We start from the raw sequence: 16,291 nt of genomic DNA on the forward strand, positions 1-16,291 counted from the left end.
TATTCGTGAAGGCGGCCGTACGGTAGGCGCTGGTGTTGTTGCTTCAGTTAAGGACTAATCATTAGATTAGCTTTTACTTGTTAGACTTAGCGTCTAACTGCTAGACATAGAAAAGCCATCCGCTAGGGTGGCTTTTTTGTGGGCGGGATATTGTTTGTAGATAATTATAAGGTTTGGGCTGTAGGGTGTGCCTCGCGCACCACGAATGGTTGATATAAGGCTTGTTTGGTTATTCTAAAAATACTCTAGTAGACAGGAATCTTCGGCTTTAATCGATATACTTTTTAATCAACGGTGCGAGAGGCGCATTCTACAAAGGCTGACCTTTCAAATTGTATTACGAAGTTAATTGATAAGAGAGCTTAAGAGCTATATTCTGATATGTCACAACAAGCGTAACCCGCTAAATCTATGGTTCAAAATCTGATGGCGGGTTACGTTTCTTCTTCACTTTTTACGAGAGCTTGAAAAAACTAACCCACCCTACGCGCCCTTCAACCTTATAGATGTAACTTGTAGAGACAAGATAATGCTAACCATAGATTTGCTAAACAAAGAATCATCTAACCCTCAAAGCATTATTCAAGCCGTTGCTAACATCGAAACCATTATTCAACCGCGAGATGCTTGGGATTATCAGACCTTAGTAGATTTGCTTTCACAGGATAGTATTGATTTATTGGTAGTCCGTCAAAATGACACAATCATTGGCTACTGCCTCTATCAAGTAATCTTTGAGCAAAGCGAGATATTAAGAATAGGCACGCATCCTGACTATCAGCGTCAAGGTGTCGCCTCACAGCTTTTTACAGCTTTGCATACCGTATTGATTAGCAAAGACGCTCAGCAATTAATGTTAGAGGTGAGGGCAGATAATGATGCGGCGATTGCACTATACGAACAGCAAGGGTTTGAGGTCATTCATAGGCGAAAAGACTATTACACAGAGGTGCATAGGGTAAGTGTTGATGCTCTTATTATGCAGCGTCGTTACTTATATGATTAATGTTACTTAGAGGATGGATATTACTTCTTTAGGACGTTTATTTCTCGAGATTATTTTGATCTTTTTTCATTTGTTCAAGGGTGACTAAGCGCTGACTTAGGGTCTCTACCATAAGATTGATAGTGGCTTGTTGTTCAAGGATTTGCGCTAGTTTTTGTTTGACGATATCGAGTTGTTCATCCAAATCAAGCTGACCATCGTAATAGTCATTTAGACTGTTTTGAATTTCAGTCAAGGTAAAGCCAATCGCTTGCGCGCTTTTGATCAGTGCGATACGATCCACGCATTCAGGATGAAACTCAGTGTATAGCCGTGATCCTGCTTGACGTTTACGAGATTTTAGTAATCCTAAATCATCGTAATGACGCACCGTATCTTTGGTCGTATTGGCAGTTTGTGCCAATTGACCTATTAATAAAAACGAGTCGTCAGATGACATATAGCCGTCCTTGTGTGGGTAGATATCTGGCTTTGTCTATACGTGTAATCGTTTGCGCCTCTCTATGGTTATGGTTGTACTTTCCAAGGTAGCGCAGAACCTAACTTGGCAGCAGATAGAGGTTTGTGCGAACCGGTTTGCCATTGGACAGAACGCGCACCAATAAGGCTATCTAGCTGCGCCAAAAACTCAGTACGCGGCACTGTGGCCGCGCCCAAACTCATCAAGTGCTCGTTTGGCAGTTGGCAATCTACTAGCGCCACACCACTTTGCTCACATAGACGCATAAGACCCCAAAACGCAAGTTTGGACGCGTTAGAGGCAGTATGAAACATGGATTCCCCAAAATAAATACTGCCTATTTTTAGACCATATAAGCCGCCTACTAGCTGTCCCACCTCATCCCAAACCTCGATACTATGAGCAAAACCATGAGCATGAAGCTCGGTATAAGCTTCAATCATCTCTTCATGAATCCAAGTATGTTCGCCCTCGGGCAGGCCATCACTACGCGGTAAGCTACAGGCATGAATGACCTCATCAAAAGCCTGATTGAGGGTCAATTGCCAACGCATGCGGTTTGCTTGTTTGCGTAGCGACTTACTGGGCTGATAGCTCTTTGGCGCGATCACGCAGCGCGGCTGGGGGCACCACCAAGCAATCGGCTCATCCTCGTTGAACCAAGGAAACAGACCGCGCGCATAAGCGGATATTAGAGTCTCTGCTGCCAAGTCTCCGCCTACTGCGATAATACCTATACCATCAGGATCGACCTCTATTGGACTTGGAAAGTTATAACGCCCAAGACTTTTTAGCCTCTCAGGCGTGATGGTGCTGGCACTAACCAGAGGTTGTTGACTTGAATGACTGTTGGCAGAGGCGCTCACTTACGCCTCTTTGTCCGCAGTCAAAGTTGAGGCGTAAGTGTGGTCAGTGGCAACCGCTTCACCGATAGCATCAAGATACTTTTCAGCATCGAGTGCTGCCATACAGCCAGTGCCCGCTGAGGTGATCGCTTGACGATAGACGTGATCTGCGACATCACCTGCGGCAAAAACGCCCTCAACACTGGTCTGGGTTGCATTACCATTAAGGCCACTGTTGACCACAAGATAACCATCTTTCATGTCCAGCTGCCCTTTGAACAGATCGGTATTGGGCTTGTGACCAATAGCAACGAACATGCCAAACACGTCCAGCTCTTTAGTGCTACCATCTAACATCGACTCGATGACCACACCGTTGACGCCCATATCATCGCCGACCACCTCGCGGACTTTATGATCCCACTCGATTTTGACATTACCGTTTTTGGCTTTTTCAAACAGCTTGTCTTGCAGTATTTTCTCAGAGCGCAGCTTGTCACGGCGATGCACTAAGGTCACCTCGGATGCGATGTTGGATAGATATAGCGCTTCTTCAACTGCGGTATTACCACCGCCAATAACCGCGACTTTTTGATCTTTATAAAAGAATCCATCACAAGTAGCACAAGCGGAGACGCCAAGGCCTCTAAATTTGGTTTCTGATTCTAATCCTAAATACTGAGCGGATGCACCCGTTGAGATAATGAGAGCGTCACACGTAAAATTGCCGTTGTCGCCAGTTAGCTTAAAAGGACGCTCGCTCAAATCCACCGCGTTGATATGATCATAAATCAGCTCAGTACCAAAACGCTCAGCATGAGATTTCATACGCTCCATTAGCGCAGGCCCTGTCAGATCATACGGGTCGCCTGGCCAGTTATCGACCTCTGTCGTTGTCGTAAGCTGTCCGCCGACCTCTAAACCTGTGACCACGACAGGCTTTAGGTTAGCGCGCGCCGCATAGACAGCAGCGGCATACCCTGCTGGACCTGAGCCTAAGATAATGAGTTTTTCGTGGCGAGTGTTGTCAGTTGCCATATTGGTTCCTTACGGTAGTATTAAGTTTTATTAATTAAAGTGAGATGAAAATTATGCTACAAAGGTAGCATTAAAAAGGTAAAAACGTCGTCTTTAAAAATGACGAACGGTATCGTTATTTGTGGTGTTGTCAACATGCTGGCGTGATACTAACATAAGGGTGATAAGCTAAAAGTGCAAGTTTGCTAAAACAAACATCATTATCATTAGAATAAAACCATAAACAAAGCATTAAAGCCAGATTTGTTGATAACTCAGTCGCCAATTTACCTATCTATTTGTTATTATAGGAGGTTATATACAGCATAAGACATCCTGTGTTTTGCTATAGGCTTTGTGGTTAGCAGCGCTTATTTACTAGAGTTATATGTGACGCCATTATGACGAACACTCGTCATAATCTGGCACCCCTTTGTATGAATCGTATTGATAAAGGCAGATCCTACGTGATATCAGCATCAGTTATTGATTATTTAAAAAAAGGCATATTTACGGTCCTTGGATTGATAGTGGCCGTGTATTTGTTTGTGATTTTGCTGACTTATACCGGTAATGATCCCAGCTGGTCACATATCAGTAGTGATATGAATACGATCAATAATATGGGCGGCGCTATGGGCGCTTGGTTATCCGATCTGCTCTACAGTTTTTTTGGCTTTAGCGCTTGGTGGTTGCTAGCGTTTTTGGTGTATGAGTCTATTCTGATTTGGTGGGAGAGTAAGCCGACGTTTTGGCCTTTGCGCTTGATGGCTTATGTGTTTTTATTGCTCAGTGCTAGTGCCTTATTCGCTCAAGTAGTGGCTATTATTCAGCAAGTTGCTAACCCTAGCGCAACCGCTCTAAAAGGAGTGGCAGGCGGGATCATCGGTCTTGAACTACAAGCACGTTTAGCGCAACTGTTAACGCAGTGGGGCAGCATGGCGTTTTTGACATTGTTTGTGATTATTACCGCGACTTTTGCCTTCAACATTCACTGGCAAACGGTATACCATAAGCTCACTGATCTTGGGTGGCTTGGCTCTGGAGTCAGTGATAAGGCTCAACGTAGTGAGGCCCAAAGCGCAAAACAAAACGATAGTGAATCTCAAGAGGATAGCGATGAGCTTGATGACGAGTTTGCGACCGCTCAAAAAACAGACGTCGATCAACAAGAAAAATCAGGTCAATTGCCACTTGAGCTACCAGAGAAACAAGACAATGACACAGCGGACAGTGGTCGCTTTGGTAATGTGTTGACGGACTTTTTGACGAAGTCAGGTCTAAAAGACAGCGTAAAAGCGTCTATGGCGATAGCGGCAACAGAAGCGGCGGCTATGGGTTCTAAACCGCAAGCGGTAATGGCAACTGCTAGCTCTTATGCTAACGATGAGTCATTAAAAGAGCCTGTCACGACTTTACGCAAGGTAGAGCCAAGCTTTGCTTGGAATGATGCCAGTACCGTTGATGATCTATTAGCAACAGATGCTTTTGTCGCTAACTATGGTGAGCAATATGGCGAGCAGTACGCCCCAAGCTCTGATGAAACGGTATCAGAGCTTGCTCCTACTCATGATGCAAATTTCGTAGCGTCATTAGAGCCTTCAGCGTCATCAGCACCATCAGAACCATCAACGTCGTCAGCAATGCCAACACCACCAGCACTACAACAAGATGATGCATTGTCCGATAACAAAAGCGGTGATGAAATTAGCGCAAGCCAGCTGGCTGATGCTTGGATCGCAGAGCATGATACTACTCCTGATACTAGGCTCAACATTATGCCTAATAATGAGCTCAATACTAATCTCAATATCAAGCCTGATAGCTCACCTGTTATTGCGAATGAGAGGGATGCAGTATCCTTTGATAATGACTCAACCGAAACGGTAAGTGCGCCAATGCATACTGAAACGGTCGCACCCGTCATTGAGCCGCAGTCTAACACTCAAGACGTATCAAGCGCGCCAGTCACTGATATGACACCGACCAATACGCCTCCTGCTAACCCGACGCTACCACCAACAGCCGTCACGCCAGCCGCAGCTGAGCCAGCCGCAGCCGAGCCAATAGTCGCTAAGCTAGATGAGCCAAGTGTTAGCTTCGCTGTGCCAGAGGGGGATAGCAGCAACCATATTACTGACATGATGCCAGATGATACCGACGCGCCAGTAATGCCAGATATCAGTGATGATGCCGCTTTTAGTCAAAAATCGCGAGCCATGCAAACGGCTGAGTATCGTGGTAATCTCACGCCTATTCCTGAGATGTCTATCCTAGATAAGCCCGATCCTGATCGCAAACCAAGCTATACCGTCGCCGAGCTTGAAAAATTATCAGAACTGCTTGAGATTAAATTACAAGAGTTCAATGTAAAGGCCGAGGTGGTCAATGCGATACCAGGGCCAGTGGTGACGCGTTTTGAGGTGGAGTTGGCGGCTGGCGTAAAAGCAAGCAAGGTCACAGGTATCTCCCGTGATTTGGCGCGCTCGTTATCTATGGCGTCCCTGCGCGTAGTCGAAGTCATACCAGGCAAACCCTATATCGGTATCGAAGTACCTAACAAAAAGCGCGAAATGGTACGCCTTATTGAGCTGCTTAATACAGACAAATTCAAAGACCCCAAAGCGCAAATCAGCATGGCGATGGGCAAAGATATCGGTGGCAATGCTATTATCACAGACCTTGCACGCGCGCCGCATATGCTCGTTGCGGGTACCACAGGCTCTGGTAAGTCGGTACTGGTTAATTCTATGCTGCTATCGATACTACTTAAATACAAGCCCGATGAGCTACGTCTCATTCTCATAGATCCCAAGCAGTTAGAGCTTGCCAACTACAATGATATTCCGCATTTGCTCACGCCTGTGGTGACCGATATGACCGAGGCGGCGAGTAGTTTATCGTGGTGCGTGGCTGAGATGGAGCGCCGTTATCAGCTGATGAGTTTGCTCAAAGTACGTAAGCTCGATGAGTTTAATAAAAAAGTCCGCGCCGCTGAAAAAGCAGGTAAGCCAATGCTCGATCCCTTGTGGCGACCGAACGATAGCGTGAGCATTAGCCAAGCGCCTAAGCTTAAGACCCTGCCGATGATTGTCATTGTCGCTGACGAGTTTGCTGATATGATCATGCAAGTAGGTAAGCAAGCTGAAGAGCTAATCACCCGCTTGGCACAAAAATCACGGGCAGCAGGCATTCACCTTATGCTCGCCACTCAGCGTCCTTCGGTCGATGTCATTACAGGTCTGATCAAAGCCAATATTCCAGTGAGAGCCGCGCTACGAGTCAACTCAAAAGTCGATTCGCGCACGATACTCGATAGCGGCGGCGCTGAGGATATGCTCGGTAACGGTGATATGTTGTTCTTGGGGCCAGGTCAAATTGAGCCTGATCGCGTTCATGGCGCGTATGTCAGTGATGAAGAGGTCAACCGTGTCTGCGATGCGTGGCGCGAGCGCGGCGCACCAGATTATATCGATAATATGGCGGGCAACTTTGAATTGTCGAGTCCAAGCGGCGGCGGCACCGCTAATGCTTCAGGCGAAGATGATGATCTGTACAATGACGCGGTTGCCTTTATTATGGAGACGCGCAAAGTCTCAGCCTCAAGCATTCAGCGTAAGTTTAGTATCGGCTATAACCGCGCCGCACGCATTGTTGACTCTATGGAGGAGGCGGGACTCGTTAGCTCGATGGGCAAAAGTGGTAAGCGTGAGCTGCTTATGTAGCACTGTATAGTTATAAGAAATAAAATAACAAACGAGTCTCGTTTTTTTTGTTTGAATAAACGACTATAAATGGCTATTTTATTCTACACTTCAGCAAGGATGCCAACATGTTTAAAGAATATACCCAATACGATGCGATAGGATTGGCAGAGCTCGTCAAATCAGGCGAGGTGAGCGCCAAAGAGCTATTAGAGTCAGCGATTGCGCGCGCTAATACACTCAATCCCCAAATGAATGCCATTATTCATCGATTCGACGCGCGCGCTTACAACGCCGCGCAGCAAGGTTTGCCAGATGGCGCGTTCACAGGTGTGCCTTTTTTATTAAAAAATTTGTCTTTTTATTTTGAAGGTGAGCCGATTACTATGGGTAGCCGTAGTATCAACGTCGTCAATAAACACGACAGCGAAATCGTTAAACGTATGAAAGCCTCAGGAGTCAATACCTTTGGCAAGACCAATACGCCTGAGTTTGGGCTGATTATCACCACAGAGCCCAAAGCACATGGTCCAACGCACAATCCCTTCAAAAAAGGCTACAGCTCTGGCGGCTCATCAGGTGGTAGTGCGGCAGCCGTTGCTAGTGGCATTGTGCCGATGGCAGGCGCAGGCGATGGTGGCGGCTCTATACGGTTTCCTGCGGCGTGGTGCGGGGCAGTGGGGCTCAAACCGAGTCGCGGGCGCAATCCATTTGGTCCTGATTTTGGCGAAGGCTGGGATGGCGCTGCTGCCGATCACGTCATTACCCGCACGGTTCGTGATACCGCAGCTATGCTCGATGCGACTAGTGGCCGCGAGATCGGTGCGCCTTATGTTATTGCTGCGCCTGAGGGGTCGTTTTTGCAAGCAGCTATGCGCGCGCCTAAGCAGTTAACGATCGCTTTGCATCAGCAGCCGCTTATCGCTAATACGACTGTGGATAAAGAAGTGCTGGCTGTACTTGAGCGTACCGCCAAACAGCTAGAGTCTATGGGTCATCGCGTCGTTCCTGCTGAGCCTAATATCAATATCGAGCAGTTTTGGCATGATTTTATAGTCGTCGTTTGCGCGCATACAGCTTTTACCATCGATAATGTTGAGCGTAACTTTGGCGCTGAACATATCAAAAAACTAGAACCTCAAACCTACAATATGGCGATGCTTGGGCGTTCGCTATCTGCCGCCGACTTAGTCCATGCCAAGCACGGTTGGCACAATAGTCAGTATCAGACAGGACTGCTGCTTGAAACCTACGATATGATTTTGTCGCCCACAGTGCCGACAACGGCGGTTAAGCATGGTGTGCTGCCGCCAAGCCGAGTCGATGAGATGCTGATGAACACCTCAGGGCTTCTAAGCAAAGGTATCAATATGGGTAAGTATACTTTTAGCTCCGGCATGATAGAAAAACTCAGTCATCCCGTGCTGAGCAAAATGGCCTTTACGATATTGGGTAATGTCACAGGCCTGCCAGCGATGTCGATACCAATGGGTATGAGCAAAAAGGGTCTACCGATCGGTATGCAGCTGATTGGACGCATGAATGATGAGTCAACGATACTGAGCCTAGCAGCAGAGATAGAGCGTGCTGGCTGGTTTACTAAGCCAGCGTTTGAGAAGTAGATTTATTTGGTATTAGTTATCGCAAACACGCTTTAATCAAAACGATAAATATCCATACCTAAGCTATGATGCGCCATGCTTTGATGAACCACAGAGACACGTTGTCCTGCACCTAAAGCAAAAAATAGCGGTAATAAATGCTCGTCGCTTGGGTGAATATTGCGGTAGTCAGGATATTGCTGCCAATCTAGCGCCGTTGGTATATCAGTTTTAAGCTTTTTAAGCAGCCATAGCTTAAAGTCTTTGGCGGTCTCATCAATACTATCAGCTTGCCATTTCATAGCTTGTAGATTATGGGTGATGTTGCCTGAACCGATCACAAGGATTTGCTGATGACGTAGGTTTGCTAGCTGCGCGCCTAATTGATAACAGGCTACGCTATCATAATGACGCGGCAAAGAGATCTGCACGATGGGCACATCAGCATCTGGGTATAAATGATGAAGCGGTACCCAAACACCGTGATCCCAAACTCGCACGGGATTGACGCGGCATGTGATACCACGTGCGCTTAGTTGCTGCGCAAGCGACTCTGCAAGCGATGGTTGACCTAATGCTGGATAATTTAGCTCATATAGCGCATCATCAAACCCTGAAAAGTCATGCCAAGTCTTAGGTTTTGGGTTGCTACTAATCTCAAGCTTACTCGATTGCCAATGTGCGGACATGATGATAATCGCCCGCGGCTTGGGCAGGTTGTGGCCCATGCGAGCTAGTGCATTGGTCGTCGCTGATTGCTCGGTTGCGAGCGTTGGCGCGCCATGCGAGATAAACAAAGCTGGCAAAGTTGCGCCGTTGCTTAAGCGCGCAGACGAATCTGCCCATGTAACCGATCCTGTAATGGGAGCGATATCCGTGCGCGCTTGGCGGTCTGCGTGCGCTTGATAGTTAGGAGGTGTCGCAAATCTTGATTGAGTCATCTTGCATTTATTAGGGCGCAAGTAGGTTTTTCAATCGCTAGAGGGGGCGATATTTTTAGATAATTTAACTCATGTGCTCACTATCAGTTGCCACGGTGGTAAGGGTGATTGTGATTAATACTCATCGCACGATACAGTTGCTCCATGAGCACTACTCGAACCAAAGGGTGCGGCATGGTTAGTGCTGATAGTGACCATTTGACATCGGCTTTTGCAAGTACCTCAGGCGACACGCCGTCAGCGCCGCCAATGACGAGGGCAATATCATCACCTTGCTGCATTGCGTCTGCCAGCTTATCTGCTAAGCCTTGGGTTGAGAGCATTTTACCTTTTACATCGAGTACCCAAAGTTGCTCGCGCCCTGAGGTGTTATGCGCGGCGAGAATCGCTTGACCCTCTACCTCACGATACTGTGCTAAATTGGCATCAGAGGGGTTTTTGGTGCGTTTCGCGGCAGCAAGCTCGACTACCTCAGTGCTCAGCATAGGCTGAATACGTTTGTGATACTCGTTAAAGCCCGTTTGTACCCAATCGGGCATTTTATTACCTACAGTCAGAATGCGTACTTTCATACTAAATTATACTCGTTTAAAAATTTAACTAACGGATTAACGGCTTTAGCGTTTGGGATACGCGGTTACTGTCTTTAGCGTCTGGTTTTTTGAGGATAGTCAGCTTGGCATCAGATTCAAACACTACCGCTTCGATCTCATCAAAGTCATTAGCGCCCTCTGAACGCATCGCACATTCTACCTCTTGCTGAGTTAGACGCTCAGCACGCAGAGCTTCGGGCAAAAATTGTCCTTGATAAAAAACAATACGCGGGTCAGACAAAATAAACTGACTAAATGGTGGCGAGATAGAAGCGTATTTGGTTACTAGGTACTGAAGGACATATAACAAAATAATAGAAGAGCCGCCCTCAACAAAGGGTATGGACTCAAGTAAAATCGTACTTGCGCCTATCGAGCCGATCATGACCGTCACTATCCAGTCAAAATTGTTTAATTGAGACGTTGAGCGTTTGCCTGAAACTTTGGTGGTTGTGACGATCAAGACATACACCATAACTGTCGTTAAGAGAATACGGCCTAACTTTTCGAGATCATCGAACATTAACATATCCATACCGCTATTTCCTTGTAACCACTAGGTATCAAAAATTTACTATCTTTATCTAAAGCTCATAGAACTACTATACGCCAATCTTTTTGATGATAAAAAATCATTTTGGAGTCAGCAGTCGATTAAATATCAAAATACTAATACGGGCGCTAATAAGGGTCAGCAGCATAATCATGATAACTGCGCTGACTAAAGGCATAGGATTCTCAATAGCCATCTCTGTGAATACTTCGCGGCTGACGACGTCAAATAGCGCAAACCATATTCCCAAAAAATACAGCGTACTCAGTAGCCAGACGGTTGCGGTGCCAGCTAGAGTCAATCGATTCATCTCACTTCTTTGTAAAGCGCGCTTATGATGCTTGATAAACTTGTACACTGCAATATAAGCCGCCGCGATAACCGATAGCACCGTTACCAAGTGCGGGTTCATCACCAGCTGCGTTTGCATAACGATAAATACGACACTGGCAAGAATATAACCCACTGCAAAAAAACCCACGTATTCTGTCATGTTGGCGCTTGAGTTAATAGCGTTTTGATACGCAAGTGGCACAGGCTTTTGTAAGTTGGGGCGTTGATCAGTCATGAGGCTACCTATTGCAAAATTAGGGCGTGTTTGATAATTCACAAACACGCACTGACAGAGACTATTTTTTAGTCGCTGCTCTTAAATTAGAAGCAAGATAAAAATAGTAATTTTAGTCATTCTAAGCGTCTATTTTTATCAAAGGAGCGGCAAAAAAGAGTCCTGTCCTTTCAGGCTGATGCTAAAATTGCCCCCCAGCTCTATATAAGCAGTGTGTTGCAAGTCTAGCTAAGGTCTAGACATTATCTTCGACTTGCGCCGTGTCTGGAACACATCTTTGATAAACTAGCAGCGATCAGCAGTGCCATGGTTGAATGTTCAACACGCCCTAAGCTATAAAATAAAAATTATCATCACTTAGCGCTGAGCGCTCCAATCAAGCAAAGCATCAAGTACGGGCCTTGCAGTATAAGCATTGAGCGCCTGCTCGGTATTAATAATGCCAACGACAGCGTAGTCTTGCCCTGATAGGCCTTTTACGTAGCCTGCCATTGAGGTTACATTATTTAATGTACCTGTCTTTATCCAGGCGCGCCCTATGGCTGCTGACTCAGGTAAACGCTGACTGTGAGAGGATATAGTACCGCTAACGCCCGCCACGCCCAGCGAGCTGACATAAGCATCAAAACTGGGATGCGTATAAGCGTAGCTCAATAGCTCACCTAGATTGGCCGCGCTCAAAGTGCACTCTCTACATAGACCTGAACCATTGGTTAGATACGGCGGCGGCGTGCTTAAATGCGTGCGCCACCAGTCATCAATGCGCGCCAAGGCCTGCGGATAATCGGTCACCTTTGGCGCGCCAAAGTAATATAGGCTGGTTGGTTTTTTATCACTCGCTACTGTCTCAGAGTCATCATGACTATAAGCGCCTAGTGATAAAGCCACTTGCTCGGTCATCACGTTGTTTGAAAAATGGTTGATATCGTAGATCTGCTGAGTCAAATTCAGCGAAGGATAACTGGCAATAGGTAAGGGTGATACCGCGTTTGCGTAACTTTTATGGCGTCTACTAATCGCTTGATAAGGCATGTCTTGAGCAATCACTCGACCGTCAAGCGTATTACCCAGTTGTTGCCACTTTGAGGCGACCACACGCGCGCCAAAGTCTTTGGCGTCAGGATAGGCGACATAAAATATGTGCTCAGCGCAGCTAACTGGTAGGCTGGCATTGAGTACCAGCTTATCAGCTTGCCAGTTAGGGGCAAGACTACTGCTCGCCTGCGCGCAAGCTGCTTGCCGTGTGCCTATAGACGAGGGCAGCTGATAGTTTGCAAGGGTAGGCTTATAGGTCAGTTTGGCGCTATTATTGTCGACAAGGTAGCTGCGAATACCGACGGTATTAAAGTTAATTAAGAACCCATCAGGGCTAGCATTATAAGGTCGTAGTGGCGCGTTATCAAAGGCGGCAGGGTCTTTGGTGACATTTGCAAAGATCGTACTATCGACGATAATATCGCCATCGACATGACGTATGCCTGCTTTTGTTACCTGATAAAGCAGCTGACGCAAACGCTCATGAGTCATTTTGGGGTCGCCGCTACCTTGAATAATCAGATCGCCTTGCAGACGATTACCGACAATCAGTCCCGTATGATATACCCGAGTATGCCAAACAAAATCAGCGCCCAAAGTATCAAGGGCAATAAAGCTAGGAATAAGCTTCATAGTGCTAGCAGGCGTGCGCGCTATATCTGCTTGATGAGTCAGTAACGGCTGACGATGAGGAGATGAAGACGGCGCGGGTAGGGTTGGCGTCTCTGCATTGCTACTTCCATCAGTATCGTGAATAAGCTTGTCATTGCTAATAGTATCATCAAAAGGATCAAGACTTAGATGCGTATAAGGGTCATCAGTATAGCTATTGAGTTGACGCTCTTGCTCGTTGATGTCTTGTTGAGCGATGAGTTGCTGATTTTTCGTTGATGTCTTTTGCGTAGAGGTAAGCGTGCTATCGTCGCCAGTACTGTTTTTATCAGTACTGGCTTCAACACTGCCATCTTTATCAGTGCTAGCTTTGTCAGTGCTAGCCTCGTCAAGCGTCACTACTTGTACTATCGGCGGTAATCGACTGCTATCTTTTTGACCGATAGGTATAACCATAATACTGATATCTGCAGGCGCAAGTTCCGCCTTTGTCAGTGCCTCTAAGATAGGCGCTGGCAATACCGCTTGCGCACTTATCGGCGCCAGCATAACTAGAGCAATAGATATAGAAGATAAGCGACGAGAAGTTTGGGTGATAGGCATGACAGACACTACTTTAAAAGCTCAAAAACCAGCTATAGTATCATGAGTTAGCGGTTTTACGTACCATCAACGCTAGCTTTGCGTCCATAAAATCAGGCTTTTGGTACCAGCAGGCTTTTAATAGAGTAGCAATGATCATTAGCGCAAATGCACAAAGGCCATAGCCGTCATAATGGCGTCGTTGTAAGCATCATGCGCGCCTAATTCGGGAATATCATAGTGAGCCATAATGTTGCTCAAATGATGGGATTGATCAGGAGCCGCCCCCGCTGAGCTGCCCATTTGTCTGGCGTATAGCTTACGTACATCAATCACCTGATTGGGAAGGGGCACGCCCATGTAACTTTTTATTAGAGGATTTAAAAAGGCGGTATCAATCTGCGGACAAAATCCTACAATAGGACGATTAGCGATAAAGGGCAGGAGCAGTGCCAGCATCTCGTCATAACTCATGCCGTTTTCGACCTCAGCGGCGCGTAGTCCGTGAATGACAATAGTATCGGCATCTGGCATAACAGGCGGGCGACAGACCAGATGCAGACCATTGCCCGTATCGATCATATTGTCATTGACATGAATGGCGGCAACCGAGATCAGGTGATGTTTACGCGGATTTAGCCCGGTCATCTCGCAGTCGATGGCGACCCACTGCCCTGATAGCGGCGGCTCAAACATCCTCTCAAGCTCAGGACGTTGTAGCTTGGCTTTGTGCCATGACGTAGTGAGTTGCTTAAGCCAGCTCATAGTCGGCTCCCATTTATCCGATTTCTAACTGATAGTGCTGCGTAAGCTCGTACTTAAAGCTTTTGACGACTGCTAAGCACTCCTTTAGCGCGTCACGTTCTAGCGCTGATAGGGTTATTGGATCGACTTGGCGGGCATATTTGTCATCAGTTGCAAGCGCAACTGCCAAGCGCTGCGCCATAAAGAACTCTAGCGCTTCACCTAGCGTCTCGGCGCGCTCCTTATTGAACATACCAGCATTGACCAAAGCTTTGAGGCGCTCTTTGGTACTGGTGACCTCAAATATATTGTGCTCAAGAGCTAACGCACGAATACCGTGTACCAGCGGAAATAGACCTGACTTTTTGAGATCCACGTCGCGGCGCGTCGGTTTACCGATTAAGGGGACAAACTTTTGCCACCATTGACTAACATCACCAAACTGCAAGGCGGCGCGTGCAAAATGACGGACGAACATAGGATCTGCGCGCATGTGCGCGACTTGTAGATGGGCGCGTATTTGCACTAACAGCTCTCTATCGCCGCAGACGTACTCGCCGTCGAGTATTGAGGATAAATAAATACCATGCATAGGATCGGTATTTTTGAACCACAGGCTAATCTGCGCTTTAAAATCGCTAATAGATTGTCGCCATATGGGATTATTCATCATAATATGGCCATCGCATAAGGGATAACCTAAGACGGACAGATGCTGATTAAAGGTATCGGCAAACTTTTCTAAGTCAGGATGAGTAAACCCATCACGAATGATCAGTGCATTGTCTTGGTCGGTACGCATAATCTGCTCACCGCGGCCCTCTGAACCCATAACGATGACACAAGTGTTCTCAATCACTTCTTTGGGGGCGATTAGCTGCCACAGCTTTGTGAATACTTGAGCGTTGAGCTGCTGTACCATGCGGCTAACCACGCTGACTTTTACCCCGTTTTGCTGCTGCGCGCGGATGTAGCGACCGATCAACTCCACCGCTTTATCTAAACTGCTCATATCCTGCGCATGCTCAATCTCCATACTAATGAGCTGTGAGTGTTGACCGACGTAGGCGATCAAATCACTTTGCGCTAATACGCCTATAACCGTGTCGCTGTCATTTAAGACAGGTAGGCGATGGATACGGTAGCGCGTCATCATCAATAGCGCATCACCAATCTCACTTTTATCTTTGATGGTATGCAGATTAAAGCTGGCATAATCTAGACAGGGGGTAGTAGCAGGATCTTTTTGATCACTGACCGCGCGGCAAATATCATGATCACTCAAGAGCCCTAAAGTACGATCGGATTTAGGCGGTACTACCGAGTGTGATACCTCGCTTTGTCTCATCTTAGTGTGCTCAGATGAGCGCACCAGCACATGCTTGAGACCGGCGTCCATCATGATACGCGTGGCTTGATATAAGCTGCTACTTGCAGCAACGATATGGACGGGTAGTAAAGTGACATCGGTAACGGGTTGCAAAAGGATTTGTTGTACCTCTTGCTGGGCGGTGTAGCTATTAGTGCCCGCAGCCTGATTGCTACGTCTAAGTTCAAGCGCTTTTAGACGCTCAGAGAGCTTGTCGGATAACAACTGACGCACCAGATAATTTTGCGCGCCAATCTTGTCGATAGCGCTGCCATCAACTTGAAGTAATAACGAGTCCTCTACCGCACAAAACTGGTAATACTCAGGCGAGTGACCCATCTCACCGTTTTTGTCGGTGCGCTCAGGAGTACGGCGGCTATCAAACCAGTCATTACTGTTTAAATGCTTGGTATGGTTGTTACCTAGGTAAGTGGCGACGAATTCATCACCCAAGCGCTGCTCAATTTGACCTTTTAAAACCACAAAAAAATACTGTAAATCATCGACAGCCAAGGAGTCATCTTTAGCAAGATAGCGCACTTGGGTATGTTTTTTGACGCTTAGACGCTCATCAGCGCTTAACACATCAAAAGGCGGCTGGGTAAAATCAAGCTGAGGCATGACATCTTCCTTTTAGTGCTATTTAGTCTTACTATAGCAC

General features: G+C 46.8%; 13 protein-coding genes. 3 read left to right on the forward strand and 10 right to left on the reverse strand.

The window, feature by feature from the left end; translation table 11 throughout:
* Positions 1-529 precede the first annotated feature (529 nt).
* Positions 530-1,006, forward strand: a complete 477-nt coding sequence (rimI, locus tag ACTXGE_RS06230; RefSeq protein WP_443542651.1) for a ribosomal protein S18-alanine N-acetyltransferase — start codon at positions 530-532, stop codon at positions 1,004-1,006.
* Between the two features lie 37 nt (positions 1,007-1,043).
* Here rimI and ACTXGE_RS06235 read toward each other — a convergent pair whose 3' ends face one another.
* From ACTXGE_RS06235 to trxB, 3 genes are all read right to left on the reverse strand, one after another.
* Complete coding sequence (locus ACTXGE_RS06235) at positions 1,044-1,445, reverse strand: MerR family transcriptional regulator (protein ID WP_443542649.1); 402 nt, start codon at positions 1,443-1,445, stop codon at positions 1,044-1,046.
* A 68-nt stretch (positions 1,446-1,513) separates the two neighbouring features.
* Positions 1,514-2,293: a leucyl/phenylalanyl-tRNA--protein transferase gene (gene aat, locus ACTXGE_RS06240; RefSeq protein WP_443542661.1), complete on the reverse strand. Its 780-nt coding sequence runs from the start codon at positions 2,291-2,293 to the stop codon at positions 1,514-1,516.
* Positions 2,294-2,332: 39 nt separating this feature from the next.
* Positions 2,333-3,349 (reverse strand): thioredoxin-disulfide reductase, encoded by a 1,017-nt coding sequence (gene trxB / locus ACTXGE_RS06245; RefSeq protein WP_443542647.1) that lies wholly within the window; start codon positions 3,347-3,349, stop codon positions 2,333-2,335.
* A gap of 380 nt (positions 3,350-3,729) precedes the next feature.
* Between trxB and ACTXGE_RS06250 the strand changes: the two genes are divergently transcribed.
* Positions 3,730-7,053, forward strand: a complete 3,324-nt coding sequence (locus ACTXGE_RS06250) for a DNA translocase FtsK (RefSeq protein WP_443542646.1) — start codon at positions 3,730-3,732, stop codon at positions 7,051-7,053.
* 107 nt (positions 7,054-7,160) lie between these two features.
* A complete protein-coding gene (locus tag ACTXGE_RS06255; RefSeq protein ID WP_443542645.1) occupies positions 7,161-8,654 on the forward strand; it encodes an amidase in 1,494 nt (497 codons plus the stop codon).
* A 32-nt stretch (positions 8,655-8,686) separates the two neighbouring features.
* On the opposite strand, the gene ACTXGE_RS06260 is transcribed toward ACTXGE_RS06255, so the two are convergent.
* The 7 genes from ACTXGE_RS06260 to ACTXGE_RS06290 form a co-directional block, all read right to left on the reverse strand.
* On the reverse strand, positions 8,687-9,574 hold the full coding sequence (locus tag ACTXGE_RS06260; RefSeq protein ID WP_443542643.1) for a DODA-type extradiol aromatic ring-opening family dioxygenase: 888 nt from the start codon (positions 9,572-9,574) through the stop codon (positions 8,687-8,689).
* A gap of 83 nt (positions 9,575-9,657) precedes the next feature.
* Positions 9,658-10,146 carry a 23S rRNA (pseudouridine(1915)-N(3))-methyltransferase RlmH gene (gene rlmH / locus ACTXGE_RS06265; RefSeq protein ID WP_443542641.1) on the reverse strand — a complete coding sequence of 163 codons (489 nt, stop codon included), beginning with the start codon at positions 10,144-10,146 and terminating at the stop codon, positions 9,658-9,660.
* Between the two features lie 28 nt (positions 10,147-10,174).
* Complete coding sequence (locus tag ACTXGE_RS06270; RefSeq protein ID WP_435950305.1) at positions 10,175-10,702, reverse strand: DUF421 domain-containing protein; 528 nt, start codon at positions 10,700-10,702, stop codon at positions 10,175-10,177.
* Positions 10,703-10,799: 97 nt separating this feature from the next.
* Positions 10,800-11,288, reverse strand: a complete 489-nt coding sequence (locus ACTXGE_RS06275; RefSeq protein ID WP_443542639.1) for an ABZJ_00895 family protein — start codon at positions 11,286-11,288, stop codon at positions 10,800-10,802.
* A 357-nt stretch (positions 11,289-11,645) separates the two neighbouring features.
* Complete coding sequence (locus tag ACTXGE_RS06280) at positions 11,646-13,538, reverse strand: D-alanyl-D-alanine carboxypeptidase/D-alanyl-D-alanine-endopeptidase (RefSeq protein ID WP_443542637.1); 1,893 nt, start codon at positions 13,536-13,538, stop codon at positions 11,646-11,648.
* 138 nt (positions 13,539-13,676) lie between these two features.
* Positions 13,677-14,282 (reverse strand): 3'-5' exonuclease, encoded by a 606-nt coding sequence (locus ACTXGE_RS06285; RefSeq protein ID WP_435950307.1) that lies wholly within the window; start codon positions 14,280-14,282, stop codon positions 13,677-13,679.
* A gap of 13 nt (positions 14,283-14,295) precedes the next feature.
* Positions 14,296-16,251, reverse strand: a complete 1,956-nt coding sequence (locus ACTXGE_RS06290; RefSeq protein WP_443542635.1) for a DUF294 nucleotidyltransferase-like domain-containing protein — start codon at positions 16,249-16,251, stop codon at positions 14,296-14,298.
* Positions 16,252-16,291: the final 40 nt, after the last annotated feature.

This window comes from Psychrobacter sp. T6-4 (genome assembly GCF_052258425.1).
In the GTDB taxonomy this organism is placed as follows: Bacteria; Pseudomonadota; Gammaproteobacteria; order Pseudomonadales; family Moraxellaceae; genus Psychrobacter.